At 53.4% G+C, this 26,984-nt stretch carries 27 protein-coding genes, 1 other RNA gene and 1 pseudogene; 13 read left to right on the top strand and 16 right to left on the bottom strand.

Annotated elements, in window-relative coordinates:
* The first annotated feature begins 78 nt into the window (after positions 1-78).
* Positions 79-781 (top strand): annotated as a pseudogene (locus tag Y71_RS20635) (GNAT family N-acetyltransferase).
* On the opposite strand, the gene ykgO reads toward Y71_RS20635, so the two are convergent.
* Entirely contained in the window at positions 778-918 is a 141-nt protein-coding gene (ykgO, locus tag Y71_RS20640) for a type B 50S ribosomal protein L36 (protein WP_007373577.1), read from the bottom strand. The pseudogene Y71_RS20635 and the gene ykgO overlap by 4 nt on opposite strands.
* A gap of 3 nt (positions 919-921) precedes the next feature.
* Complete coding sequence (locus tag Y71_RS20645; RefSeq protein WP_007373576.1) at positions 922-1,182, bottom strand: type B 50S ribosomal protein L31; 261 nt, start codon at positions 1,180-1,182, stop codon at positions 922-924.
* 264 nt (positions 1,183-1,446) lie between these two features.
* Here Y71_RS20645 and Y71_RS20650 point away from each other — a divergent pair, with 264 nt between their 5' ends.
* The 6 genes from Y71_RS20650 (at position 1,447) to Y71_RS20675 (ending at position 7,112) form a co-directional block, all read left to right on the top strand.
* Entirely contained in the window at positions 1,447-2,475 is a 1,029-nt protein-coding gene (locus tag Y71_RS20650) for an isopenicillin N synthase family dioxygenase (RefSeq protein WP_007373575.1), read from the top strand.
* A gap of 25 nt (positions 2,476-2,500) precedes the next feature.
* Complete coding sequence (locus Y71_RS20655) at positions 2,501-3,307, top strand: MetQ/NlpA family ABC transporter substrate-binding protein (protein ID WP_007373574.1); 807 nt, start codon at positions 2,501-2,503, stop codon at positions 3,305-3,307.
* Positions 3,304-4,095 (top strand): methionine ABC transporter ATP-binding protein, encoded by a 792-nt coding sequence (locus Y71_RS20660; RefSeq protein WP_007373573.1) that lies wholly within the window; start codon positions 3,304-3,306, stop codon positions 4,093-4,095. Before Y71_RS20655 ends, Y71_RS20660 begins: the two co-directional genes overlap by 4 nt.
* Complete coding sequence (locus tag Y71_RS20665; protein WP_007373572.1) at positions 4,092-4,751, top strand: methionine ABC transporter permease; 660 nt, start codon at positions 4,092-4,094, stop codon at positions 4,749-4,751. Before Y71_RS20660 ends, Y71_RS20665 begins: the two co-directional genes overlap by 4 nt.
* A 211-nt stretch (positions 4,752-4,962) precedes the next feature.
* Complete coding sequence (locus Y71_RS20670; RefSeq protein WP_079518327.1) at positions 4,963-6,537, top strand: EAL domain-containing protein; 1,575 nt, start codon at positions 4,963-4,965, stop codon at positions 6,535-6,537.
* Between the two features lie 29 nt (positions 6,538-6,566).
* Positions 6,567-7,112 carry a flavin reductase family protein gene (locus tag Y71_RS20675; protein WP_007373569.1) on the top strand — a complete coding sequence of 182 codons (546 nt, stop codon included), beginning with the start codon at positions 6,567-6,569 and terminating at the stop codon, positions 7,110-7,112.
* An 8-nt stretch (positions 7,113-7,120) separates the two neighbouring features.
* On the opposite strand, the gene Y71_RS20680 is transcribed toward Y71_RS20675, so the two are convergent.
* The 7 genes from Y71_RS20680 to yczE form a co-directional block, all read right to left on the bottom strand.
* The gene (locus Y71_RS20680; RefSeq protein ID WP_007373568.1) at positions 7,121-7,474 is read right to left on the bottom strand and encodes a DUF1428 domain-containing protein; all 354 of its coding nucleotides are present in this window, start codon (positions 7,472-7,474) and stop codon (positions 7,121-7,123) included.
* A gap of 59 nt (positions 7,475-7,533) precedes the next feature.
* Positions 7,534-10,608: a beta-galactosidase gene (locus tag Y71_RS20685; protein WP_007373567.1), complete on the bottom strand. Its 3,075-nt coding sequence runs from the start codon at positions 10,606-10,608 to the stop codon at positions 7,534-7,536.
* A gap of 104 nt (positions 10,609-10,712) precedes the next feature.
* Positions 10,713-11,795 carry a LacI family DNA-binding transcriptional regulator gene (locus tag Y71_RS20690; protein WP_007373566.1) on the bottom strand — a complete coding sequence of 361 codons (1,083 nt, stop codon included), beginning with the start codon at positions 11,793-11,795 and terminating at the stop codon, positions 10,713-10,715.
* A 256-nt stretch (positions 11,796-12,051) separates the two neighbouring features.
* The gene (locus Y71_RS20695) at positions 12,052-12,270 is read right to left on the bottom strand and encodes a hypothetical protein (RefSeq protein WP_007373565.1); all 219 of its coding nucleotides are present in this window, start codon (positions 12,268-12,270) and stop codon (positions 12,052-12,054) included.
* Complete coding sequence (locus Y71_RS20700) at positions 12,267-12,518, bottom strand: hypothetical protein (RefSeq protein ID WP_007373564.1); 252 nt, start codon at positions 12,516-12,518, stop codon at positions 12,267-12,269. Before Y71_RS20700 ends, Y71_RS20695 begins: the two co-directional genes overlap by 4 nt.
* A gap of 234 nt (positions 12,519-12,752) precedes the next feature.
* Positions 12,753-13,298 carry a GNAT family N-acetyltransferase gene (locus Y71_RS20705; RefSeq protein ID WP_007373563.1) on the bottom strand — a complete coding sequence of 182 codons (546 nt, stop codon included), beginning with the start codon at positions 13,296-13,298 and terminating at the stop codon, positions 12,753-12,755.
* Between the two features lie 87 nt (positions 13,299-13,385).
* Positions 13,386-13,997 carry a membrane protein YczE gene (gene yczE / locus Y71_RS20710; protein ID WP_007373562.1) on the bottom strand — a complete coding sequence of 204 codons (612 nt, stop codon included), beginning with the start codon at positions 13,995-13,997 and terminating at the stop codon, positions 13,386-13,388.
* Between the two features lie 84 nt (positions 13,998-14,081).
* Here yczE and yczR point away from each other — a divergent pair, with 84 nt between their 5' ends.
* Positions 14,082-15,503 carry a MocR-like transcription factor YczR gene (gene yczR / locus Y71_RS20715; protein ID WP_081120840.1) on the top strand — a complete coding sequence of 474 codons (1,422 nt, stop codon included), beginning with the start codon at positions 14,082-14,084 and terminating at the stop codon, positions 15,501-15,503.
* A gap of 448 nt (positions 15,504-15,951) precedes the next feature.
* A complete protein-coding gene (locus tag Y71_RS20720; RefSeq protein WP_007373560.1) occupies positions 15,952-16,524 on the top strand; it encodes a helix-turn-helix domain-containing protein in 573 nt (190 codons plus the stop codon).
* Between the two features lie 141 nt (positions 16,525-16,665).
* Here the strand turns inward: Y71_RS20720 and Y71_RS30130 are convergent, their stop codons facing one another.
* Complete coding sequence (locus Y71_RS30130) at positions 16,666-16,866, bottom strand: hypothetical protein (RefSeq protein WP_007373559.1); 201 nt, start codon at positions 16,864-16,866, stop codon at positions 16,666-16,668.
* 741 nt (positions 16,867-17,607) lie between these two features.
* Between Y71_RS30130 and Y71_RS20725 the strand changes: the two genes are divergently transcribed.
* Positions 17,608-18,492, top strand: coding sequence for a LysR family transcriptional regulator (locus Y71_RS20725; protein ID WP_007373557.1), 885 nt, complete (start codon positions 17,608-17,610; stop codon positions 18,490-18,492).
* A gap of 532 nt (positions 18,493-19,024) precedes the next feature.
* The gene (locus Y71_RS30440; protein ID WP_154066837.1) at positions 19,025-19,165 is read left to right on the top strand and encodes a hypothetical protein; all 141 of its coding nucleotides are present in this window, start codon (positions 19,025-19,027) and stop codon (positions 19,163-19,165) included.
* A gap of 43 nt (positions 19,166-19,208) precedes the next feature.
* Here the strand turns inward: Y71_RS30440 and ffs are convergent.
* Positions 19,209-19,305: signal recognition particle sRNA small type (gene ffs, locus Y71_RS20730), an RNA gene on the bottom strand.
* 165 nt (positions 19,306-19,470) lie between these two features.
* Between ffs and Y71_RS20735 the strand changes: the two genes are divergently transcribed.
* On the top strand, positions 19,471-19,782 hold the full coding sequence (locus Y71_RS20735; protein ID WP_007373555.1) for an MGMT family protein: 312 nt from the start codon (positions 19,471-19,473) through the stop codon (positions 19,780-19,782).
* A gap of 32 nt (positions 19,783-19,814) precedes the next feature.
* Here Y71_RS20735 and Y71_RS20740 read toward each other — a convergent pair whose 3' ends face one another.
* Positions 19,815-20,384 (bottom strand): YbaY family lipoprotein, encoded by a 570-nt coding sequence (locus Y71_RS20740; RefSeq protein WP_007373554.1) that lies wholly within the window; start codon positions 20,382-20,384, stop codon positions 19,815-19,817.
* Positions 20,385-20,599: 215 nt separating this feature from the next.
* Between Y71_RS20740 and tesB the strand changes: the two genes are divergently transcribed.
* Positions 20,600-21,460: an acyl-CoA thioesterase II gene (tesB, locus tag Y71_RS20745; RefSeq protein ID WP_007373553.1), complete on the top strand. Its 861-nt coding sequence runs from the start codon at positions 20,600-20,602 to the stop codon at positions 21,458-21,460.
* A 65-nt stretch (positions 21,461-21,525) separates the two neighbouring features.
* Here tesB and amtB read toward each other — a convergent pair whose 3' ends face one another.
* From amtB to Y71_RS20765, 4 genes are all read right to left on the bottom strand, one after another.
* Positions 21,526-22,812: an ammonium transporter AmtB gene (amtB, locus tag Y71_RS20750; RefSeq protein WP_007373552.1), complete on the bottom strand. Its 1,287-nt coding sequence runs from the start codon at positions 22,810-22,812 to the stop codon at positions 21,526-21,528.
* A 32-nt stretch (positions 22,813-22,844) separates the two neighbouring features.
* Entirely contained in the window at positions 22,845-23,183 is a 339-nt protein-coding gene (gene glnK / locus Y71_RS20755; RefSeq protein WP_002891893.1) for a P-II family nitrogen regulator, read from the bottom strand.
* 256 nt (positions 23,184-23,439) lie between these two features.
* Positions 23,440-25,218 (bottom strand): SmdB family multidrug efflux ABC transporter permease/ATP-binding protein, encoded by a 1,779-nt coding sequence (locus tag Y71_RS20760; RefSeq protein ID WP_007373551.1) that lies wholly within the window; start codon positions 25,216-25,218, stop codon positions 23,440-23,442.
* The gene (locus Y71_RS20765) at positions 25,211-26,974 is read right to left on the bottom strand and encodes a SmdA family multidrug ABC transporter permease/ATP-binding protein (RefSeq protein WP_007373550.1); all 1,764 of its coding nucleotides are present in this window, start codon (positions 26,972-26,974) and stop codon (positions 25,211-25,213) included. Before Y71_RS20765 ends, Y71_RS20760 begins: the two co-directional genes overlap by 8 nt.
* Positions 26,975-26,984 lie beyond the last annotated feature (10 nt).

Consider the following 26,984-nt stretch of genomic DNA (forward strand, 5'->3'; position numbering starts at 1 on the left):
TATAAAAATATAACCTGCTGGCTCTTTTTATGGAACCACCGCAGCGCTACGCTGCCTCCGTATTCACAAGGAGACGCAATGAGCCAGTTCAATCAATATCAACAACCTATCGGCGATGCGCTGCCTGACTGGCAGCCACGCCCTTTCCCGCAGCGCGTTACTCTCGAAGGCCGTTATTGTCGTCTTGAACCCGCTGGGCACTGAGCACGCCAGCGCGCTGTTTCAGGCGCATCAACACGCAGGTGATAACCGGAGCTGGACGTGGCTGCTGCGGGAGCCGGAAAAAGATGAAGCGGCGTTTCGCGACTGGATAGCGAGCATCTGCACACTGCACGATCCACTACACTTTGCCGTCATTGACAACAAAACTTCGCAGCCGGTTGGTAGCCTCGCGCTGATGCGCATTGATGAGAAAAACGGTGTCATGGAAGTGGGAAGCGTACATTTCTCGCCGTTGCTGACCCGTACACCCGCCTCGACAGAAGCGCAATGGTTATTGATGAACTATGCCTTTACAACGCTGGGATACCGGCGCTACGAGTGGAAGTGTAACAGTCTGAATGAGCCGTCACGCCAGGCGGCGCTGCGTCTCGGTTTTCAGTATGAAGGCCGCTTTCGCCAGGCGCTGGTGCTCAAAGGCCATAATCGCGATACCGACTGGTTTTCAATTATTGACGGGGAATGGCCGCAGATTGATCGCGCGCTGCAACGCTGGCTTGCCGCCGACAACTTCACGGCCGATGGCAAGCAGCGTCACTCCCTGGCATCACTTCGCGCTTAACGTTTTTTCTTTTTGCCTTGCACCGCTTTGAAACGCGGATTGGATTTACAGATCACATATAAACGCCCCTTGCGCCGGACAATCTGGCAGTCAGGGTGGCGTTGTTTCGCACTGCGCAATGAATTCAGTACCTGCATCACTTACTCCTTTTTATCGCTAAAAAAGCGACCGTAACGTTGCTGGAAACGTGCCGCGCTGCCTTCGTTAGCAATCACTTTTTGTTTACCGGTGTAATAAGGATGCGACGCAGACGAAACGTCGATGGTGACGTACGGATAGTTCACGCCTTCCAGTTCGATTTCGCGTTCCGTTTTAATGGTTGAACCCACTTTGAAATACTCGTTGGCGCTGGTGTCGTGGAATACCACGGTACGATAGTGAGGATGGATATCAGCTTTCATAATTCACTCATCTGTTTTGTTATAACATAACAAAAGTCTATCGAAGTTATTTCTCCATTTCAAGCGATCCGCGTTATGCGTTTTTCGCAAAAGCACGTGATCCTGCGCGGACATAAATTAGAAAAGAACGTTATTGGTTGAATTGGTGCCCCTCAGGCAAGCTGTGATCACACCTGACGAAGAGGAAAAAGAAAATGCGCTGTTGTTGTCCCCGAACCCTGAACCTGACCAGAACACGATTATTGACTGCTTTCGGAGAACACAATGAACGCAACGACGTTACCGATCCTCGATCTTTCCCGCTATACGCACGGCGCTGAGCGCGAACGCTTTCTTGCCGATCTGCGCCACGCTGCGCGCGATATCGGTTTCTTCTACCTGATTAACCACGGCGTCGATGACGCACTGCAACACGCCGTCCAGCAAGAATCCCGACGTTTTTTCGCCCTGACTGATGAGCAAAAACAGCAAGTGGCGATGATCCACTCCCCCCATTTTCGTGGCTATAACCGCGCCGCTTCAGAGATAACCCGCGGGCAACCGGACTGGCGCGAGCAGTTCGATATTGGCGCGGAACGCCCGGCGCTACTGCTCAGCGACAGCGATCCCGGCTGGCGACGCTTACAAGGCCCGAATCTTTGGCCGCAAGCCTTGCCAACGCTGAAACCCGCCCTGCTCGCCTGGCAGAAGGCGATGACCGGTATGGCCATCACACTGCTGCGGGCGTTTGCCGAAGCACTGCAACTGCCTGCGGACGCCTTTGACGCGCTGTATGGCGATAAACCGAACGAGCATATCAAGCTGATCCGCTACCCTGGCCAGCACTCGACCCGGAGCGCGCAAGGCGTTGGCGCCCATAAGGATTCCGGCTTTCTCAGTTTTCTGCTGCAGGACGAGCAAAAAGGGCTGCAAGTAGAAGTCGAACCAGGCCACTGGATCGATGCCGCGCCGCTGGCGGGCAGTTTTGTCGTCAACATTGGCGAACTGCTGGAACTGGCCACCAATGGCTATCTGCGCGCCACCGTTCACCGCGTGGTTTCGCCCCCTGCGGAACAGCAGCGTTTGTCGATTGCTTTCTTCCTCGGCGCCCAGCTCGATGCGGTGGTGCCGTTGTACACCCTACCGCCGAAGCTGGCGCAAGAGGCGCGCGGGCCGGAGAGCGATCCGCACAATCCGCTGCTGCGCGACGTCGGCTGGAACTACCTGAAAGGCCGCCTGCGCTCCCATCCGGATGTGGCGGAACGTTATTACCGCGATGTGCTGCGCGAACGCACTGAACAATTGATCGTCTGACCATAACAACACAGGAACACACATCATGAAACATGCCGCTTTTACTCTGGCAGGGGTAGCACTGTCTCTTTCTCTGGTATGGACTTCCGCCCAGGCTGAAGCACTGCGCGTCGCCGCCGACCCGGTACCGCACGCGGAGATCCTCAATTACATCAAAAAGATCGATCCGAAACTGGATCTGAAAGTGGTTGAATTAACCAACGGCGCCAATGCTAACGAGCTGCTGGCGAACGGCGATGTCGATGCCAACTACTTCCAGCATGTGCCTTACTTGAAGGATCAGGAAAAGGCGCTGGGCAAGACTTTTGCTGTTGCCGCGACGGTACACATTGAACCGCTCGGCATCTATTCACATAAATACAAGGATTTCAAATCGCTGCCGAATAACGCCAAAGTGGCCGTGCCGAATAATGCCACTAACCTGAGCCGCGCCCTGTTCCTGCTGCAAGCCCAGGGATTGATCAAACTCGACAGCAAGTTCACCGATCCGGCCACCACCCTGGCGACGCCGAAAGACATCGCCCAGAACCCGAAACATTTGCAGATCCTGGAAATTGAATCGCCGCAAATCCCGCGCTCGCTGGATGATGTCGATCTGGCGGTAATCAACGGCAACTACGCGCTGGAAGCAGGGCTGAGCCCGGCGAAAGATGCGCTCGGTCTGGAGAGTGCGAAGCACAACCCTTATGCCAATATTCTGGTCACCAACCCGCAATTGGCCAACGATCCGCGCATCAAAGAACTGGCCAAAGATCTGACCTCACCGCAGGTCGCGGAGTTTATCCGCAAGCAATATAACGGTTCCGTGATCCCGGTTGCGCCGCAGTCATGATTGAGATTGAAGGGCTGAGTAAAATCTACGCTGGAGCAGGCCGACCGGCGTTAAAAGAGGTGTCGCTGAACGTACCGAAAGGCGCGATTTACGGCATCCTCGGGCGCAGCGGCGCAGGGAAAAGTACGCTAATCCGTTGCCTTAATCTGCTGGAGCGGCCCACTGCGGGCCGTATTATCGTGAACGGTAATGACATCACCCAACTGAATAAGACAGGGCTTCGCGAACATCGGCTGCGCACCGGCATGATTTTCCAGCACTTCAATTTACTGCATGCGCGTACGGTCGCCGATAATGTCGCCGTGCCGCTGGAAATCGCCGGTGTAGCGAAAGACCAGCGTCAGGCGCGCGTAGAAGAACTGCTGTGGCTGGTGGGATTAAGCGAAAAAGCGCACGCCTTCCCGTCACAGCTTTCCGGCGGACAAAAGCAGCGTGTCGGCATTGCCAGAGCGCTGGCGGCACACCCGGATGTGCTGCTGTGCGACGAAGCCACCAGTGCGCTGGATCCGGAAACTACCGCGTCAGTGCTGGAGTTACTGGCAGACATCAACCAAAAACTGCAACTCACCATTGTGTTGATCACCCATGAACTGGAAGTGGTCAAAACGCTGTGCGATCACGCGGCGCTGCTGGAAAATGGCGAAGTCATAGAGAGCGGGAAAATCGCTGATTTGCTGGTTGCTCCGTGGTCGCGACTGCGCCAGGCGCTGCTGCACGATCCGCAGGCAGAGCAGGCATTTCTTGCTCGTCATGGTTTTACCGGGAGGCCGTTATGTGGGGTCGCATGAGCTGGGAGGATCTCTGGCCGCTGCTGTTAAACGGCTCGCTGGAAACCATTTATATGGTCGGCCTGTCGGCACTCTTTACCGTGCTGATTGGTCTGCCGCTGGGTGTACTGCTGTTTATTTCCCGCAGTAATGGCTTAGCGCCGATGCCAAAGCTGAATGCGCTGCTCGGTACGATTATCAACATTGGCCGCTCGCTGCCATTTATTGTGCTGTTGATTGCGCTGATCCCATTTACCCGGTTACTTATAGGAACCACGCTCGGCAGTACCGCCGCCGTCGTGCCGGTGACTATTGGCGCATTTCCCTTCTTCGCGCGCCTGACGGAAACCGCACTCGACGAAGTGGATTACGGACGCATTGAAGCTATTTTATCCATGGGCGGTAACCTCTGGCATGTGATTACCAAAGCGCTGTTGCCGGAAGCGCTTCCCACGCTGCTGGCCGGGATTACCTTAACGGTGGTGATGCTGATTGGCTTCTCATCAATGGCGGGCGTAATTGGCGGTGGCGGGCTGGGCGATTTAGCCATTCGTTACGGCTACCAACGCTTTAACAACCAGGTCATGTTCGGCACTGTGATTATCCTGGTGGTGATGGTACAGGGCGTGCAAATGGTGGGTGATCGCCTGGTTCGCCGACTGGCACACCGTCGATAAGCTGTTCCGGCGTTTCTTTGCCCTGAAAACCAGGAAAGAGGCGCCGTTTATCCCTTCTTGTTTGGTAAAAATTTCTTAGCTAACCTGCACCGCAGACTCTTTTTTCCTCACCCCTGCTCATCCTGAAAGAAAACAATTGCTGCCGCGTGATATAACATTTGCGGGTGAAAGATACGCTATGTTTATCAGTATCAAAGAGGGATTTTTGATCATGACTAATCGACGGCTGGTAACTCTTATTATCGCGATTCTGGCGCTCGCGCTGATCCTCCCGCCAGGGCTGAGTATCTGGATGACCCATCGCCAGGCTAAAGAAACGTTTATGGATCAGCTTGAAAGCTATTCAAAGCTGGCGGATATGCGCACACTGCGTGTCGTTAACGAAAGTAAAGCCGCGCTCCGGCAACTGGAAAACTGGCGAGGCCCGGTTTGTACCGCCGAACATCTGCTGGAGATGCAACGCGCTTCTTACGCCCATCGCTATGTGCAGGAAGTTTTATACGTTGACGATCTTCAGCCGCGCTGCTCATCGTTGCAAAGCGGCACCTCGACATCGCCCTTCCCGCCGCCAAAGAAAATTACCGCAGATGGCTTTCGCGTCTGGCTTACGCGTCACAATGATTTGGGTTTATCGCGGAACATGATTGCCATCGGTAATGAGCATTATGTCGTGATGGTCGATCCCCAGTCGTTTATCGATATCCTCTCTTACGGCTCGCTTCCGCTGCACTTCTCGCTGGTCAATACCAGCACCCGGCAAGTCATTGCGGGTAGTACGGAGATCCCCCGCACCGTGCTCGAGCAGATAGCGCAACGCGCGCAAACGACAGAGCATTTCCGGGAATCAACCTACCACATTAAATACGATGCCAGCCAGGGGCTGGCCACCGTAACCTGGATGCCGGACACGCCGCTGGAAAACAACTGGCATCGTTTATTGACTATCTGGGTGCCGTTCAGTTTGCTGATGAGTTTATTGCTCGCCTTTGTTTTACTCAGAGTGCTGCGTCGTCTGCAATCGCCGCACTATCAGTTGCAGGAGGCCATCCATCGCCGTGAAATCATGGCGCATTACCAGCCGATTATGGCGCTGGAAAGCGGGCGTATCGTTGGAGCCGAGGCGCTGGCGCGCTGGCAGCAAAAGGACGGCACTTTTCTGTCGCCGGATATTTTTATCCCGCTCGCGGTACACAGCGGCCTGATGCCGCAGTTGACCAGGCTGATGATTGAAAATGTGTTTGCCGATATGGGGCCATGGCTGCAGCAACACCCAGAGCAGCATATCTCTGTCAATCTGGAACCCACCGATCTGCTGGATCCGGGCCTGCCGGCTCTACTCGCGGAATTACTACAGCGCTGGCAGCTTTCGCCGTCGCAAATCGCCTTAGAACTAACCGAGCGGGGTTTTGCCGATCCGGTCGTCAGCGGCCCGGCGATCAACACGCTGCGCGCCGCAGGCCATGCGATCTACATTGACGATTTCGGTACGGGTTATTGCAGCCTGAGCTACCTGCAAAACCTCGACGTCGATATCATTAAAATCGATAAATCGTTTGTCGATGCGCTGGAGCACAAAACCGTGACGCCGCACATTATCGAGATGGCAAAAGCCTTAAAGCTGGCGATGGTTGCCGAAGGTATCGAAACCGAAGCTCAGTTGCAGTGGCTGAAACAGTGTGGCGTGGAATATGGGCAAGGCTGGCTTTACAGCAAAGCGCTACCGGCGGAGGAGTTTATTCGCTGGGCGGAAAATAACCTTCATGAGAAAGCGCTCTGCTACTGTTAAAAGGGTTTTAACAACGCGGAGGAAGCACAATGAAAAAGCAATCCTGGCCGCTGCACGATGTCCGGCACTGGCTGGAGCCTGGCCCGGTGGTACTGCTGAGCAGCCACTGGCAAGGGCGGAATAATATTATGACCTTAGGCTGGCACACGATTCTGGAGTTTTCCCCTTCGCTGGTCGGCTGCATGATTTCCGGTGGCAATGCCAGCTTCGAACGCATCCGACAAAGCGGAGAGTCCGTAATTAACCTGCCTGAAGCCAGCATGATCGACACCGTTTCTCGCATTGGCAACTGTACGGGCGATGAGGTCGATAAGTTTGCTCAATTTGGCCTGACGGCAGAAAAAAGCGAACACGTGACCGCGCCATCCATTAAAGAGTGCTACGGCCAGTTCGAATGCCGCCTTTATGACGACGCAATGGTGGATACCTACAACTTCTTTATTTTTGAAGTGGTTGCAGCGCGGGTAAACCGCGAACCAACGTGGCCGCAGACGCTGCATTACACCGGCGACGGCGTGTTCCGTACCGATGGCGATGTGCTTGAGCGTAAAGCGCTCTTCACCAAAGTCTCCTGAGTGTCACATTACTCATCAAGCACTGGCACAAAGCCTCCGTATATCATGCGCTTACCGTCAAAAGGCATCGCATTGCCCAGTTCGCGCATGCGGGGATCGGTCATCATTTTTTGATTCGCCGCATCGCGTACCTCTTTGGACGGGTATTCAATCCAGCTGAAGACGACCGCTTCGTGGTCTTCAGCTTTTACCGCCATGCGAAAATCGGTGAGTTTGCCATCCGGTACGTCGTCAGCCCAACATTCGACAATGCGCGTTGCGCCGAACTCTTTGAAGATCGGTGCCGCTTTCGCCGCGAGCTGGCAATAAGCCTCTTTTTCATCCTCTGGCACTGCGACCACAAAACCATCGACATATTTCATGCATCGGCCCCCACATGACTGCGCAGCGGGACAGCCCCACTACATCAGACCCGATAAGTTTAGTTCTGCCGCCAGCAAAAGGCGTAACGCACCGTCTCATCTCGCAGGATAAACTCCGGCGACACGCTCGGGCTCCAGGAGTCATCGCCGCCAACGCCCATGTGGAAGGCATCGAGATGCAGCCAGCAACCGGCTTCTTCGCGCAATAAGTGATGGTGCGTGGTTTCCCGCAGTTGCTCATCGCTGTAGCAGCCGAGGGAAAAATGGAAATCCCCCTGCCACTGGTGCGCACCGAACCACAATGCGCGCGTGTTGCAGCGCAGCCCATTTTCGCCGGGGAAAATATAGGGCGTGTGCAGCGCCGACAGCGGCTGCGTCCACCGTCCCTGACGCGCCGCCAGCTGGCGATCCGGGTAGTTTTCATGCGGCCCCAGCCCCAGCCAGCTTACCTGCGGATGCCGCTCCGCCAGTTGGCAGACCAGCCCCACCCGTGCAGGCGGCGGAATATCTCGCGCCACCTGTACCGTGACATCGCCATGCAGTGCGCCGTCACCATCAATTCGCCAGCATTTATGGCTGATAAACGCGGTTTTCCCTGCACCCAGCCAGCGCTGACCGGTACTCACCACAATCCCGGTGCTGCGCTCTTCAACGTCACAATAAAGCAGTTCAGCCGACAGATCGTACATGCCTGCCGCTTTCCAGCGTTCCACCCACGCGTTGGGATCGATGCGTGTCACCTCGCTGATACCAATGTCGTTATCCAGCGGCGCACGGGCAAAACAATCGCTCAGCGGAGTCAGCAGCGTCGGCTGCTCATCGCGCCACCACTGTTGCAGGTTGCCGCTGCGGCGACAGAAGTGCCAGCGCTGCGACTGATGCGTGATGACAAATTCCTGCTCGTTGGACTGCAATGTCGGGCGCGAGTTCTGCACTACGCGCGGAGTGATATACAACGGCGCGGGCAGACGCCACTGATCCCAGGCGCAGCGATGATCCGCCGCCGACCAGTGCGTCGCCGCACGCTGGAAAACATCCACATTCAACCAGACATCACCGGGCGCGGCCTCCAGCGCGGGTATGTTCAGCTCAATACGCTGCTTGCCTTGCGGCGCAATATCCAGCGTGATTTCTCCCTGCGCCAGTACATCTCCATCGCGGGCGACAGACCAGCGCAGGTATTCATTATCAGTGGCGCGGAACAGATATTCGCTCTCAACTTCCAGTACCAGAGGCGTGGTGCTAAGCAGGCTGAACTGGAAAAATTGCTGCGCGCGCTGCGCTTCATACAGCGCCGGATGCGGCGTGCGATCGGGAAATACCAGTCCATTCATACAGAACTGGCGGTCATTCGGCATATCGCCAAAATCGCCGCCGTAAGCCCAGAATGGTTGCCCATCATCACCGATTTTGGTTAATGCCTGGTCAACCCAGTCCCAGACAAAACCGCCCTGCAAACGCGGGAAAGCGCGGAACGCTTCCCAGTACTTGGCAAAACCACCAAAGCTGTTGCCCATCGCATGTGCGTATTCGCAAAGAATGAGCGGGCGATTTTCGCCGGGCAAACCGATCCATTTTTTAATCGACCACTTCGGCACAGCCGGAAAGGGCTGATCCTGGTCAACGCGGGCATACATCGGGCAGACAATATCGGTGGCCGCCGTGTTCGCGCCGCCGCCTTCATACTGCACCGGACGCGTCGGATCGGTCGTTTTCAGCCAGCGATACAGCGCATCGTGGTTCGCGCCATGACCAGATTCGTTGCCCAGCGACCAGATAATGATCGACGGATGGTTGCGATCGCGCTGTACCATGCGCGTCACACGTTCGCTCATGGCTGGCAGCCAACCCGGATCGTCCGCCAGGCGGCTCATCGGCACCATGCCGTGGGTTTCAATATTGGCTTCATCCACGACGTATAAGCCGTACCGATCGCACAAGCGATACCACAGCGGATGGTTCGGATAGTGAGAACAGCGCACGGCATTGAAGTTGTGCTGTTTCATCAGCTCAATGTCGCGCCGCATGGTGGCTTCATCAATGGCCTGTCCGTTTTCCGGATGGTGCTCGTGACGGTTTACACCACGAATCAACAGCGGTTTGCCGTTAAGCAGCAGCAAACCATGACGGATTTCCACTTTGCGGAAACCCACGTCGCAGGCTTCCGCTTCCAGTACGTTTCCTTGTGCATCGAGCAAGGTTAATGTCAGGCGATAGAGGTTCGGTGTTTCCGCACTCCACAGCGCGGGCGCGGCAACCGGCAGCGTCACGCACAGGCGTTCTGCCCACGCGCCGCGCTCATCCACCACGGCGCTGCCCGGCGACTGCTGAGCGGCGGCGATTTTTTCTCCGCCGCGCCACAGGGCAACGGCAACGCGACACGCTGCAAACGCCCCGGCCAGTTGCACGTTAACCTGTAATTGCGCGTGGGTCAGGTCCGCATTCAGCTCGCTGACATAGTGGAAATCGGCAATATGCGTCTGCGGTTTGTGTTGCAGGGAGACATCGCGAAAAATCCCGCTCATCCGCCACATATCCTGGTCTTCCAGATAGCTGCCATCGCACCAGCGCAGCACCATCACCGCCAGCCGGTTTTCCCCCGCTTTTAGCGCCTGACTGACGTCAAACTCGGCGGGCAGGCGGCTGTCCTGCGAATAGCCGATCCATTGGCCGTTACACCAAAGATAAAACGCCGCATTGACACCATCAAAAACAATCCGCGTCTGCCCCTGCGCCAGCGCGCCTTCTTCCATTGTAAATGTGAGCGAGTAACAACCCGTCGGGTTTTGTTGCGGAACAAACGGAGGCGTCACCGGAATCGGATAGGTAACATTGGTATAAATGGGCGTATCAAATCCCTGCATCTGCCAGTTCGATGGCACCGGCATCGCCACCGCATCGGTGCAATCCTCTGTTATCCAGCGTTCCGGTACGGCTTCCGGCGAGCCAAACAGGCTGAAGCGCCATTCGCCATTGAGCAGGCGCCGCGCAGGTGAAGCGGCATCATCGCGCGCCGCATTTTCATCACGCCAGCTACGCATGGGCGCATGAGCCGGTAAACGGTGCCAGTGGGTAATCGCCGGGTTTTCCCAGTCGTGGCGGGAAACCAGCGAACTTAATGCGGTAACAGACATAAAACCTCTTTTTGCGAAGCGCTCACAATTAAAGAGACAATGGCGTATTTTTAATCGCAGGTAAAGTCCGCGATCGGCTGAAAGCGAAGAGGATCACAAAAGCATTAGCGCCGATCCAGCATGGCAACCTGCTGTGCCAGTTCACTCAGTTGCCGGGCAAGAGTTTCACCGCTACGGATCTGCCGTTCGCGCGCCGGAGCCGTAGACAGACGTTCGATCAACGTGACGGGTAGCCGAATCTGACTGAGGGTCAATTCCCTGTCGGGCGGATTAAGCAGCCAGTCCACGCTACGCTCGCCCGCTTCTTTGAACGCCTGGCGCACCGTGGTCAGCGGCGGAGAAAACCAGGCGCTGTCCGCCGTGTCGTCGTACCCCACCACTGAAATCTGCCCCGGCACATCAATGCCCTTCTCAGCACAGGCGCGCATCACGCCGAGCGCCATCTGATCGTTAGCCACCAGAATCGCCTGCGGCAGCCGGGGACCCGCCAGCAGCAGATGGGCTTTTTCATACCCCGATGCGGCGCTCCAGTCCCCATACTCGCTGGCGCAGGGGGTCAGTTTCTCCTGTGCTAACGCCGCCAGCCAGCCGCTAAAACGGGCGCGGGCTGAAACTGAACTCTGCGGCCCGCCCAGCAGAGCAATGCGCTGGTGGCCTTGCGACAGCACATGTTCCACACCCAGGCGCGCGCCCTGCTCCGCATCAAACACCAGACTGTTAACGGCTGCCTTATCACTGACATCCAGAAACAATACCGGCGTCGGTTGCGCCTGCGCCGCCAACTGCTGCGCCAACGCATCTTCCAGCGGAACATTAATAAGCACGCCTTCCACACGCTGTGCCAGCAGTTCCTGCAATGCCGCGCTACAACTGGCGGCGTCATGCTGCTCAAGCATCGAAATAATGACGCTCGTGGAGGCAAGACCGGCGCGGGATTTCACCGCCGAGGCAATTTGTGACGGCGCATGCAGCGCCAGATCGGTAGTCAGTAGTCCCAGCGCTCTGCTGCGTTTGCCCGCAAGTTGCTGAGCGCCTCGATTGGGAACATAGTGCAGCGCGGCCATTGCGGCGAGCACCTTTTCACGGGTACGAACGGAAACATGGGCCGCATCATTGATCACCCGGGATACGGTCTGGTAAGAGACGCCTGCATAGCTGGCAACGTCGTAAAGTGTGATAGTTTTCATGGCGTTCCTGGCAGCAAAGGGATCATTAGTATACCCGTTTTGCCCGGATCTGCCTGTGAGCGCTTCGTGAAAAATACCAGGAACTAAGACAATCGGCACAAAATATATTGCGCGAGACAAAAAGAAATATCGGCGAACCACAAGGCTCGCCGGAAACATCATCCGTAATGTGTTTTGAGATGGTTCTGTAGAGTTATTATGAAACAATCATCACAGTTTTTAATGCAATTTAAATGACGGTTTCATGACAACAAGATTACTGCTGGCGAGGAATAGGAAATCCTTTTATTGAAATAATAAAACTGTTTCCCTCTTTTTTGATTTTCGCGCCAGCGTCACACCAGTCCGATGCGATACGAAAAAACTCATCACTTCCGATATTCCAGTCCAGTCGTACTTGTTTTACAAAGCCTGAGCGCAACATCGCACAGGCTTCGCCGTAGTTACTGGCGGTTGATAGCAGTTGTTGGTTCATTTTTTCTTCTTCAGGAGTTTACGTAATGCTTTGATCTCTTTAGGAGTGAACGGAGTTGCACTCTCTTCTTCCGTGTGCTGGTTGTCAATATCATCTTCCGAGACTCCCGCCTCTTCCGCTGCTTCGAACGCCAGCAGCAGCAGTTTTTCTGTCGCCGTGCTTAAATTTTCACTATTTACTTCTGCGTAATGACGCAATTTCTCTTTTAGCGCTTCATCAATTTTGACGTTTAATACTGCACTGGCCATGATTATCCCTTCTTGTGTGAATAAACATGCTAATTAATACACGAACTTATGAAACCGATCCAGATTTATATTTCAAAATTATAACAGGGCGAAAAATCCCCATAAATAATCTGCCTTATATTTATGACAGAAAAATGAAGATAATATTTCAATTAAATGACACTATAATTTAAAACGAAAAAATATAATGCTAATCGCGGGAATAAAACCCGCCAGCGCGCACGCCGACGGGTTTCAGTGATGCAGTTGGTTCCATTTTTCGCGGGTTATCTCCCACAACTCCGTCTCCAGCTCCCCGGAAACATACTCACCTTTTTGCAGGCGAACTAAGCGCATACCGCTGCGTTGAGAAAGTCGCTTCGAACGATCGTTTGCGACAGCTTTGGGCGCGCGCAGTACATCGCGTTCAAGCACGTTAAACCAAAAATCCGTTACCGCATGGCAGGCTTCCGTCATATACCCCTGCCCTTGCCACTCCGGAGCCAGCCAGAATCCCCGGTTATTGTCCGGCGTATCCATCAGGCAGATCACGCCCATGAGTTCATCGGCATTCTCTTTACGTCGCAACGTCCAGAACCAGCCTTTCCCCGCGCGCGTTGCCTCCAGCGCAACATTGTCGACATAGTTCTGCGCCGCATCATCCGGATAGGGCCAGGGAACGCTGGCAACCAGATAACGGACAATCTCCCAGCGAGGGAAAATGCGCTGAATTTGCGTGGCATCTTCCGATGCCAGCGGTTTGAGAATTAGACGTGCCGTTTGAAGCTCTGGTGTCGTCACAGGTGATCGCTCCTTTTCTTCCTGAGAGAAGCAAGTATTGCAGACGCTCCGCCAGATCAGGGGATTTTTCGCTATATTAACGAAAAATCAGGCTACCGGTTCAGTTTGCGGCGCCACGCTTAGCGTCGGTTTCTGACGAAACCACGGCAGACAAAGCTGAATCAGCGGGCCAATACTGAGCGCGTAAAATACCGTGCCGACGCCAAATGTGCCGCCCAACAGGCAGCCTGCCAGCAAGACTGAAATCTCAATCGCCGTACGGATACTGCGCACTGACCAGCCTGTGCGGGCATGGATCCCGGTCATCAGGCCATCACGCGGGCCTGCGCCAAACCCGGCACCAATATACATTCCGGTCGCCAGCGCATTGACAATTACCGCCGCCACCAGCATTACGCTGCGCGCCAGGAGTGTCTCCAGCGGCGGCATCAACGCCAGCGCAGCATCGGCGGCAAGCCCAAGCACGATCACATTGCTGATGGTTCCCAGACCCGGACGCTGACGCAGCGGGATCCAGAACAACAATACCAGCGCGCCGGTGGCGATCATCACCGTACCGATATCCATCGACAGCAGTTTCGCCACCCCAAGGTGGAAAACATTCCACGGATCGGCGCCCAAATCCGCGCGGACAAACATCGCGGTAGAAACACCGTACAGGACCAAACCAATATAGAGTTGCAGTAATCGACGTAGCATTTTTGTTCTCCGGTTGTTCATGCTTCCATCTTCTCCGCAAATGGCATTATGATTAATGTCCAGTTTTCATATAGTGGACTGCATATGTCATCCCGTCGCTTTGGTAGCCAATCTTTGCAGCGCCTGTTAGGGCACTGGCAACAACCCGAGTCCCGCATGCCGCTATGGCGTCAGCTTGCCGATGCCCTGCGTTTGCTGATTCTTGATGGCAGGCTGGCGCTGGGCACACGTCTGCCCGGCGAGCGTGAACTGGCCTCAACGCTGGAAATCAGCCGCACCACCGTTGCCAGTGCGCTGGCGCACTTGCGCGATGAGGGTTATCTGGAGAGCCGCCACGGTAGCGGATCGCGGGTGATTCTGCCTGATAGCCGTAGCGTTCCAACGCTCGCAACAGCCGGTACGGCACTGGATCTCTCAACGGCGGCGTTGAGCGCCGGGCCGGAGATCCACCAGGCCTATACCCACGCGCTGAGCATGATCCCCCACTACCTCACGCGAACCGGCTACGGTCAGCTCGGCTTGCTGCCACTACGTGAAGCCATTGCCGCACGTTATACCGAGCGCGGGCTGCCAACTCACGCCGATGAAGTGATGGTGGTGAATGGTGCCGTCAGCGGACTGGCGCTGGTACTGCGCATGCTAACCGGTCCGGGCGATCGCGTGGTGGTCGATCACCCAACCTACCCGCTGGCGATTGCCGCGATCCAGGGGGCGTCATGCAGGCCCGTTGGCGTATCGCTGCCACAAACCGGCTGGGATTGTGATGGGTTTGCCGCCACGCTGGCACAGACCGCGCCGCGTCTGGCCTATCTGATGCCCGATTTTCACAATCCAACCGGACGCTGTATGGATATCGCCACTCGCGAAGCCATCGCCGCCATCGCGGCGCGCACGCGCACGGCGCTGGTGGTCGATGAAACGATGGTGGATTTGTGGTACGACGCGCCGCCACCGCCGCCGCTGGCGGCCTTTGATCCTGCTGGAAACGTGATCACACTCGGTTCGGCGGGGAAAAGTTTCTGGGGTGGCTTACGCCTGGGATGGATCCGCGCCTCAACGCGCACAATTGCCGCTCTCGCCCAGACCCGTGACACGCTGGATCTGGGTTCCCCGTTACTGGAGCAACTGGCAACGCTGTGGCTAGTGCAAAACGCAGAAGCATTTTTGCCCGGCCGTCGACAAATGCTCGCCAGCCGCCGTGATGATTGCGCCGCGTTAATGCGCGAGCATTTTCCGGAATGGCGCTTTCAGACACCGCAGGGCGGCCTCTCCTACTGGGTAGAACTGCCCGATATGCTGGCGACTCAGTTTGCCGCCCGTGCGGAAACTATCGGTATTCACCTCGGTGCGGGAACACGTTTTGGTCTTTCCGGCGCTTTTGACCGCTATTTACGAATGCCCTTTTCACTGGAATTAACCGAACTCGAGAACGCATTACTGCGCATCAAACCCCTGTGGCTCGCGCTCAACTATTCGCATCCCCCGGTAAAACGCAGCATGGTGTAATGCCGGAAACGTTCAATACACATGTCACGGCACCGTGGCATGTGCCCGAACAGACGGGGAGACTTTCTGCCGTTGCAAACACTCTTCTGATATTTCCGTTAGTCCTGAAATGTTTAATCGCCTTATCGCTCAATTGCTTTCATGCCATCAATAAATCAGGCTTTATTTATTGTTTTTGTAATTTGATTTTGAGGGTGTACTACGTCATCATCTGTTTTTTATGCAATATACAAGCGGATAGATATCAAAAACACTGGCTTGCGAAAACGCAGGGCAGGAACAACATCCGCTGTACTTTACGCGCTTAAAATTAATGACACAGATTGCACATGACGCCATAGCTAACCTGCTTGCTCGTTAATAACACATAATTATTTATAGAGCACTGCACTGGTATGCCAGAGATTGAGTGGAAAACTCATTATATCCGCAGAGAGTAAAGATCCTTATGAATTATGAACCCAGGGGTAATTTTGAATACATCGTCAGAATTAATAATACTTACCTTGCTGAAGGTATAAAACAGATTATACAAAAAATGTATAATCTGGGTGAACTGAGTTCATCTATCCTGGTTTTCGACTGTCATAATTACTATTCAATCAATTTCGATCAAGTCGGTGATACGATATGCGTTATGCTCTGCGAGAAAAACTACCAGAAATTCCTGCCAGACATCAACAAAATATACCGCTGTGAAGCGAACATCACCGCGAAGGGTTTTAAAAATTTAGTTAAACGCATATCAAACGGCAAGGGACCATCAAGTACGCTAAAAACAGACTGCTGCATCAATGAGCGCGAAATGGCGGTGATTCATTCCTATATGGAAGGCTATTCAGAGGCAACGGTTTCCGACTGGTTGGGTGTCAATATAAAAACGATTTACCTTGCCAGGCGCCGCCTTTTTTCAAAGTTAGAATGCAATTCATTACTGGAGTTTAGAATTATGTGCAGAACACAATTATTTACTGAATGGTATTCAAGGCAAAAAGAAGCGTTTAACACCGTTGATCATTAATCCGCTGACCAACATTCATCATCTCAGCGTTCCCTACCCCACCATTATATGGCAGATAAAACCGTAGAAAGGTATGCAGGAGAGTCATTTCCTCCTGCATTAGATCACTATCGCTGGCAACTACACAGGAATGGAAATGTTTCAGCTACTCTCTGCACGTAGTTTTTTGATATTAATATCGATACGCTCGATTGCAGGTTGAGAGGCACCTTTCGTCAAAGACACGCGTATTTTAATGCTGTCATTATCGATTACAACCAGGTTAACATCAACATTATCTTCTTCTACCATCCAGAATATTTTTTCTTTTATTTCCTCGGCTATTGAATTCAAAACCTCCACCTAATCACCTCATGGTTATGTTGATTAAAAATGACCTGACAGCAAAGATTCGTTAGCATATAAAACCAGACTTTTTCTCATTAATATACTGACGAAGATAAAACAATAATATAAGCCAAAATATTTCAAGCCAGTAACGAAGATGAGTTCACCACATATACATCACAATATCAATTGATAAACTCTATAGATTTTTTGTAAGATAGTAGATTTAAATATTCCATAATAATTATTATGCATGCCATTCCCAAAAAAACACTTATCACAGAACCACGATAGGATTTTTAAATTGGAGAGCAATCGATTGAGAGTATGTATCATCGCACGTCTTTGATAAGATATATAAATATTCATTCTGAACACACCCTATTGTTCACATATCTTATTCCATATAAGTTTTCTTTAAATCAAAAAACTCAATAGAATTTTTCAATTACATTTACGCTTGTCATTTAAAATATCAGTGTTATATTACGCGTCCCTGTTATTGAAAGATCATACCAGGATCTTAGGTTTTTCGCCTTGCCACTTTAATATAAATTTTACCGGGTATATTCAAAATGGAGATAAGATTATAGATAACATCAATAAATGATCGTGTTACTAACGGGATTAATCTCTCAATCTGAAGCATTTCTTCTGTCGTGAAGCAAAATCCAAATTGCTTTTTGTCAACGGTTGTATCTTTTTTTATTAGCAAAAAAGAACATCACAAAATGATAAGGTAGAGTGGTAACCAGAATGAATAGTCGATCTTTAGAGTACCTGGCAGCACTGGCAAAGTACAATCATTTTCAGCATGCAGCAGACGAGTGCAACGTAACGCAATCAACGCTGAGTATTCAATTGAAAAAGCTAGAACAAGAGCTTGGCGCGCCCTTGCTGGATCGTTCAAATAAAAGAGTTAAATTTACAACGATGGGTATCAGGGTGGTAAAACAGACACATGTGATACTCAAAGAACTCGAACGATTACGGGAGATGGCATCAAAACCACATATGTATGGTATACAAAACATACGTATAGGGATTATGCCATCAGTCTCAACAAACATATTTAAATATGCAGTTGAACTTTGCGATAACTTCCCATCGAAAATCGAGCTGCAGTTTAATGAAGCCGACCCGGAGAAACTCTTTTCAATGATGAAAACAGGTGCTCTGGAGTGCGCGATAATGGACAAACAGCCCAGAAATTCTGATTTTTTTGAATGCGCATCATTCGATGAACCACTGATCATTGGCGTCGGAGCCAGACATCAATATGCACTTTCAGAATCATTAGAACAAGCAGAGCTGAAAAAGCTGAAGATTCTGGTCCCGGAATATGGAAATAATCTGCACGATCCGATCATGAGCTTTTGCGATCAATATGGGCTTTTTGCGGAGATAGGCTCCGTAGGCATGAACATTGAAACATTGCGCTGGCGAATTTCGATGTCTGATTATGTATCCTTTTTCCCCTATTTTTCTGCCCTGGATAAAAATGATACCCGGCTGAAGTATATCAGACTCAACCATTTCAACCCCAGGCGTAAAATTGTTTTCTTATCACAACGAGAGCCTGTCGTGAAAAAATTCACGGAGTTGCTCATAAAAAAAATGACCAACGCGTTAATAGAATAAAGCATCCAGAAACCAGTTTTACTTATCGGACGGGTAGACAGAACCCCATTATGAATATATTTTTAGGCATTGTATTTACGCACGCTACACATAAGCAAAAATGACATTATTAGCTGCACCGATAACATGGACATTCTCTTGAATTATATATTCATAATAGTTTTCGTTATGGAGGAAAGTATCCGTGTATTTATTTTTCTACACGGCGATGCAGTATGCCAAAGCATGCAACCTGAACATACTTCACCCGGAGCACTATTTCATAGAGGATATAAATTAATAACAGAGGTCAGGTAAAGATCGTATAAATACGTTACACAAGGGGAAAAATGGTGTTATATAAAAAATACCCTGGTTAATGGTTATTTCTAACTACCCTTAGAACAAGACGCTAACCAGAGCTTGTCACCAATTTTACTCAGTGGTTAATAGACCGCACAAAACAAGAGTTAAATAATTCCACATCGCCGCTAACAAATACAGTAGAAGGTATCTATAAATTAGAATCACTTATTTTTGCCAGATGCGCAGCATGGTCGCCTTTTCAGCACAGTTGTTTGGTATTGACGTCATGGGGAAAATCGGCATTACGGATAATGAAGTAAGGGTATTTAACAAGCACGATAAGCAGTTTCAAACAGGCTGCGCAACCGCTGGTGTGCTGAAGATGTAAAGAGATAAACGGAACGAACTTCAAAAGCAGAAATGGGTGGGGGCCCTGCCAGCTACATCCCGGCACACACGTCGTCTGCCCTGGCTGCTTCCTTCCGGACCTGACCTGGTGAACAGAGTAGCGTTGCGGGAGAACCAACAGGGCCCCCATTGAGAGCGTTGTTAATCAACGCGCTGGCGCATTATCCCTGTCCAGGATGGCAATTGCAAGCCGCGCCGGGGCGGATGCTGGTTTATTGCGCAACTGTCCCTTCACAGCACGCTTTATGCTGTTTATGCTGCAAGGACTTCCCTCAGGATATCAGCATGGATATACAGGATTCTTTCCCGCAACGGGTCTGGCAAATCGTTGCCGCGATACCGGAAGGTTACGTCACAACTTATGGTGACGTGGCGAAACTGGCTGGCTCTCCGCGCGCCGCGCGACAGGTGGGCGGCGTACTGAAACGCTTACCGGAAGGGAGTACGTTACCGTGGCATCGGGTGGTAAATCGTCATGGCTGCATTTCCTTGACCGGGCCGGATTTACAGCGTCAACGCCAGGCATTACTGGCTGAAGGCGTGGTGGTGTCAGGTAGCGGGCAAATCGATTTACAACGTTATCGCTGGATCTACTAAAACGCTCCTCCCCCGCAGGAGAGGAGCCGTTATCAGTACTGTGTCGGAGCCGGAGTGGCTTCAGACGGGTTCACTTGTGTGGGTGACGTGGAAGGCACGGTCGTGGCGGCGCCACTGTTTTGCTGCAACGGCACAGCCGTTTGCTGCACCGGCACCAGCGTCAGATCCGCTTTGGTTCCGCCCTGATTGATAACCGGTTTAACCGTATCGGTGATAAAGACAATTTTATCGTCGATGGTAATGGCCGCACTCAGCAGGATACGGGCATTCGGCTGGATATCAGCCGGGTTAAACGGCAGCACGAAGCTGAACGGAGCCTGTTTACCTTCGGTACGCACAGCTTTCTGCGCCAGCACCTTCGACGGCGCATCCGCCTGGGACGCATCAGAAACTGTCACGGTTAATACCGCATTTGGCGGCAGCGCCACTTTCTGACGGATCCAGATCGTACCGGAGACGTTAGGTTGCGCAATCGCAGCTTTATTGGTTGCCGCTGGCGCGCTGGGATTAGGTGCTGGTGTTGGAATGTCAGCGCCTTTTTGAGCGCAGGCAGAGAGCGCAACAGCAACTGCCAAACCACTTAACATGTGCACGAGTTTCATTGATTTCTCCTTATCTTCAATGCACCGGCAGAACGCTTGCCTGCCAGGATGGGTGGTTAAACCATCGTAACGAGAACAAGTCTGGCACATAAGCGCGATATATTCCTGCAAAGCCCCATTTATTCAGATTATTGAACCCATCGGACCACTCATTGTTCCAGGTTATACTTATCGGGTTATTCGCTCAGTCAGCCGCTATTTATTTGAGGAAATTTATGAGTCAGGCACTCTCTAACCTGCTGTCATTATTGAATCTGGAAAAAATCGAAGAAGGCCTGTTTCGCGGCCAGAGCGAAGATTTAGGGTTACGCCAGGTCTTTGGCGGCCAGGTTGTCGGCCAGGCGCTGTACGCCGCTAAAGAGACCGTCCCCGCCGAGCGACTGGTGCACTCCTTCCACAGCTACTTTTTGCGTCCTGGCGATAGCCAGAAACCGATTGTCTATGACGTGGAAGTTCTGCGCGACGGCAACAGCTTCAGCGCCCGCCGCGTGGCGGCGATCCAGAACGGGAAACCGATTTTCTATATGACCGCCTCGTTCCAGGCGCCGGAAACGGGTTACGAACACCAAAAAACGATGCCGGACGCGCCCGCGCCGGATTCACTGAAATCCGAAACCGATATCGCCCGTGCACTCTCCCATTTGTTGCCGCCGCTGGTGAAAGAGAAATTCCTCAGCGATAAACCGCTGGAGATCCGACCGGTAGAATTTCACAACCCGCTAAAAGGGCACGTTGCCGAGCCTGCGCGCCAGGTATGGATCCGCGCAAACGGCGCGGTGCCGGAAGACTTTCGCGTCCATCAATACCTGCTGGGCTACGCCTCAGACTTCAACTTCCTGCCGGTGGCGCTGCAACCACACGGTGTGGGTTTCCTTGAGCACGGTATGCAAGTCGCCACCATTGACCACTCGATGTGGTTCCATCGTCCATTCAATATGAATGAATGGCTGCTTTATAGCGTGGAAAGTACGTCGGCCTCCGGGGCGCGCGGCTTTGTACGCGGTGAGTTCTATACGCAACAGGGCGTGCTGGTGGCGTCAACCGTGCAGGAAGGGGTGATGCGCAATCGCAACTAAGGCTCTACAAAAGGAAAAGCCTCCGAAAGGAGGCTTTTTTATGCTCAGGAGATAACTCAATTCAATCAGGCGTTGTAGGCGTTTTCGCCGTGGCTGTTAACATCCAGACCTTCACGCTCTTGATCTTCCGGTACACGCAGGCCCACAGTCATGTCAGCCAGTTTGTAGCCGATGAAGGCCACGACGCCGGACCACACGATGGTGAGTGCGATACTTTCCAACTGAACCAGGAGCTGCTGACCCATCGTCACGCCTTGTGCGTAACCGACGCCGCCCAGGGACGTTGCGGCAAAGATGCCGGTCAGGATACAGCCGACGATACCGCACACGCCATGCACACCAAACACGTCACACGGATCGTCAACACGCAGCATACGTTTCAGTGCAGTAACGCCCCACAGGCCTGCCAGACCTGAAACCAGGCCCACAATCAGCGCGCCGCCGACACCCACATAACCACACGCCGGAGTAATACCCACCAGGCCTGCAATCGCGCCGGAACATGCACCCAGCAGAGATGGTTTGCCACGCAGCGCCCACTCACCGAACACCCACGCCAGGATTGCACCAGCAGTAGCTACAACGGTATTCACAAAGGCCAGACCGGCGATTTCGTTAGCCGCACTTGCGGAACCCGCGTTGAAGCCGAACCAACCGACATAGAGGATAGCGGTGCCGGTAAAGACCATCGGCAGGTTATGCGGTTTGAACGCTTCTTTGCCAAAGCCCACACGTTTACCAATCAGGTAAGCACCCACCAGGCCTGCAACAGCGGCGTTAATATGCACCACCGTACCGCCAGCGAAGTCCAGCGCGCCATGCGCTGCCAGCAGACCACCGCCCCATACCATGTGCGCGATTGGCACATAAGAGAGCGTCAGCCATACCACCACGAAAATCAGCACCGCAGAGAAGCGAATACGTTCAGCCAGTGCACCAACAATCAGGCCGACGGTAATACAGGCGAAAGAGCCCTGGAAAGCAACGTGGATATACTGATAGATGCTGCCCATGACTGCAGTCAGTTCAATATTCTTCAACATTACCCAGTTGAAGCTGCCGAAGAAGCTGTTGCCCTCGCCAAAAGCCAGAGAGTAGCCGTAAACCACCCACAGAACGCACACCAGCGCGAAGGTGACAGCCACCTGCGTCAGCATAGAGAGCACGTTTTTCCCGCGAATCAAGCCGCCGTAAAACAGCGCAATGCCCGGGATGCTCATAAACAGCACCAGTGCGGTAGAAATCATCATAAAGCCGTTGTCTGCTTTATCTGCTACAGCGGGAGCCGCCATCGCCAGACCTGGCAGCAATGCCAGTGAAGCAAGACCTGTTTTTAATGTTGTGTTTTTCATTGTTCCAATCCCTATCACTGTGTGGCCAGCTATTACAGTGCCGCTTCGTCGGCTTCGCCGGTACGAATACGAATGACGCGTTGCAACTCAGCAACGAAAATTTTGCCGTCGCCAATTTTTCCGGTGTAGGCCGCTTTGCTGATCACATCGATAACTTCATCGAGTTGATCATCAGCAATCGCCACATCAATTTTCACTTTAGGCAGGAAATTGACGCTATATTCCGCACCGCGGTACAGCTCGGCATGACCTTTCTGACGCCCGAAACCTTTAACTTCAGTCACGGTCAGCCCTTGAATACCAATAGAAGACAGTGCTTCACGAACGTCTTCGAGTTTGAATGGTTTAATCACCACGGTAACCAGCTTCATAGATCCCCCTCCAGTCGAAATTCGATAATGGCCGCAGCTAACACATGACAGATATTGCAAGTGGTGTGCCAACAATGAAAACGAGGAGAATTTCAGATTGTTAGTGCAGACAGGCCGGGAAAAGCAGAAGGGGGAAAATGCAGGCTCGCGATTCGGCCTGGTGTCAGAAAAGAAAAACGCACCATAACAGTGCATGGTGCGTTACTTTTTTGCACCAACAGAGGATCCTGTCAGTAGCATGCCTAATTTTGGTGCATCAGGCGATAAGCGACTCTTCTCGCGAGCTGGCCGCCAGTTCTTCCCCTGCCAGTTGCAGTTGATACATCTGCCAGTAGCGCCCTTTCGCGGCCAACAATTGCTGGTGTGTCCCGCGTTCCACCGCCTGCCCGCGATGTAATACAAGGATGGTTTCCGCCTCAACAATGGTCGATAAACGGTGAGCGATCACCACCAGCGTGGTCTGCTTACGCACCGCAGCCAGCGCATGCTGGATTGCCTGCTCGGTACCGGAGTCGATATTTGCCGTTGCCTCATCGAGGATCAGGATCTGTGGCGTATCAACCAGCACGCGCGCCAGCGCCAGCAGCTGTTTTTGCCCAACCGAGAGATTATTCCCCTGCTCGCCGAGCCGGGTATGAATGCCCGCACTCATACCGCGCGCCAGTTCCGCCAGTTGTACCGTCTCCAGCGCCTGCCACACCTGTGCTTCGCTGATATCTCGCCCCAGCGTCACGTTGGCGAAAAAGCTGTCCGCCAGCACCACCGGATCCTGTTGCACCATCGCCACGCCTTTGCGTAGCGCTGTATGGCTGAGCGCAGAGAGCGGCCTTTCGTCGAGGCGTATCTCACCCTGCGTGAGCGGGTAGTAACCCATCAACAGGCTGGCGAGCGTACTTTTCCCGCTGCCGGTATGCCCCACTAAGGCGACAAAGCTGCGCGGCTCAACCGATAGCGAAATATCCTGCAGCACCAGTTGATCGTCGCGGTAGGCAAACGAAACATTCTCAATATCAATGGCGCCACTGTGCAGCGGCGTATCATCGTAACCATAAGACTGGCGCGGCCGATCCATCAGTTCGAACACCCGTTCGCCCGCGACAACTGCCTGCTGCAACATCGATTGCTGCGTCGTCAGCTCAATCAACGGTTCATTCAGACGGCCAAGGTAGCTGATAAACGCGTACAGTACGCCGACTTCCACCGTACCCACGGAGGAAAAGCCAAACAGCATCAGCAACCCGCACAGCACCAGCGCCGAGAAAAGACTCAGCAGCGGGCGCAGCAGAAAGCCATCCAGCCGCAGAGTTTGCATGCGCGCAAGATAGTGGGAACGGCTGGCATCGCCCATACGTTCACCAAAACGCGCCTGCTGGCGGAACTGCTGAATCACGCCCATGCCGTTAATGATTTCGTTAAAGCCATCGTTAATATCAGCAAGGTAGGCACGCATCCGGCGCACAATCGGCGTGCTGTAACGCTGATAGATCAGCATGACAATCAGCACCGCGGGGAAAATCGCCATCGCCACCAGCGCCATCCGCCAGTCCAGGCTGAACATGGCGACCAGCATCGCGCCAATCAACGCGGCGCTGCGCAGCACCGTCGCGACCACTGTGACATAAAGATCGCGGATCACTTCGGTGTCGTTGGTCACGCGGGAGATAATCTGCCCGACCGGCTGGGTATCAAATTCGCTTAGCGGCTGGCGCAGCGCGGCGTCCATCACATCGGTACGCAGTTGTTGTACCACGCCGACCGCCGCCTGATTAAACAGCAGCGACTGACTGTAGTGCAGCAGCGCCGCCAGCAGTTGCAGGCCGACATAAACCGCAGCCAGACCGGCGACCAGCGCAAGTGGCAGGTAGCTTTTCGCCACCATGTTATCGATAAAGTAGCTGATCAGCGCCGGACCGGAGACTTCCGCAATCGCCGCAACCCACAGCATCATCACCGCTTTGATTAACGATTTGCGCCACGGTTTGCCATACACCAGCAGGCGTTTCAGCGTCGGCCATTGTCGTGCGAGATTACGCATCGGCGGCCTCCTGCGGTACGTCATTCAACGCAGCTTCCAGTTGCTGGTAGCGATACATATCGCGATACCAGCCCGGCAGGCGCGCAAGCTGCTCATGCTGGCCACGCTGGGCAATATGTCCATGCTGCATGACTAAAATCTCACTGGCTTCCGTCAGCGCCGACAGGCGATGCGCGCTGATAATGACTGTGCGCCCTTCGCCCCACTGGCGCAGGTTATGCAAAATTTGATGTTCGGTGCGACCGTCAACGGCCGACAGCGCATCATCCAGGATCAGGATCTCGGCATTGAGCAGCAGCGCGCGTGCAATCGAAATGCGCTGTTTTTGACCGCCGGAAAGCATCACGCCGCGCTCGCCCACTTCCGTATCGTAGCCCTGCGGCAGACGCAGAATGTCGTCATGCACGCTGGCAAGCTTCGCCACGTGTTCAATCTCTTCCTGCGTTGCGCCGGGTTTGCCTAACGCAATGTTGTTGCCCACCGTATCGGAGAAGAGGAACGGCGTCTGATTCACCACTGCCAGACGGCTGCGCCAGGCATCCAGCTTCAATTGCTGAAGGGGAATATTGTGGAAACGAATATCGCCCTGCCCGACGTCAAAATGGCGCTGAATTAACGCCAGCAAGGTGGTTTTCCCGGCACCGGTCGGCCCGCAGATGCCCAGCATCTGGCCCGGCGTCAGCAGCACGTTAACATTATTCAGTACGGCAGTTTCCGTTTGCGGATAGCGAAATTCACGGATAGCGATAGTCAGATTGCCGCGTCCTTCCGGCACCGGCTCACTGCCGTCATTCACTACCGGCGCTTCTGCCAGCATGTCGCGAATACGGCTGTATGCCGCACTTCCGCGCTCCACGATATTAAACATCCACGCCAGCGCCAGCATCGGCCAAATCATCAGCCCCAGATACATGGCAAAACTGGTGAGCTGACCGAGCGTCAGCGTACCGTGGACAATCATCCAGCTACCGCCGCCAATCGCCAGCATATTCGCCAGGCCAATCGCAATGTAAATGGTTGGATCAAAACGCGCATCAACACGGGCGACGCGCATATTTTTCGCCCCGGTGTCGGCGGCTTCCGCCGCAAACAGCGCCGACTGGCGATCCTCCAGACCGAAGGCTTTGATCATGCGGATACTGGTCATGCTCTCCTGCGTGCGATCGTTAAGCGCGGAGAATGCCGCCTGCGCTAACTTAAAACGCTGGTGCAACTGATCGCCGTAACGCTTGATAACCAGCGCCATAATCGGCATCGGTAGCAGCGACAGCAACGTTAATTGCCAGCTAATTTGCGTCGACATCACCACCAGCACCACGCAACCCATCACCAGCGAATCCACTAACGTCAATACGCCTTCACCGGCAGCAAACACGACGCGATCGACGTCGTTCGTTGCTCGCGCCATTAAATCACCGGTACGGTGACGCAGGTAAAACTCCGGATGCTGGCGGCTCAACTGCCGATAGAAATCTTCACGCAGCTCCACGGCCAGTTGATAAGAAGCGCCGAACAACCAGACGCGCCAGACATAACGCAGCAGATAGGTGACGACCGCGACCGCGACCAGTGCGCCAATCCACATCCACACCTGTGATGTGGTGTAATGCTGTTCGGTTACGCCATCGACAATCACCCCCACCACTTTGGGCGGAATGAGTTGCAGAATAGCAATAATGATAAGTAAGGCCACTGCACCGAGGTAGCGTTGCCACTCCCGGCGAAAGTACCAGCCTAACTGGGCAAATAATCGCACGCGGTTATAT

Origin of the sequence: Kosakonia radicincitans DSM 16656 (assembly GCF_000280495.2) — a bacterium.
Classification (GTDB): Bacteria; Pseudomonadota; Gammaproteobacteria; order Enterobacterales; family Enterobacteriaceae; genus Kosakonia; species Kosakonia radicincitans.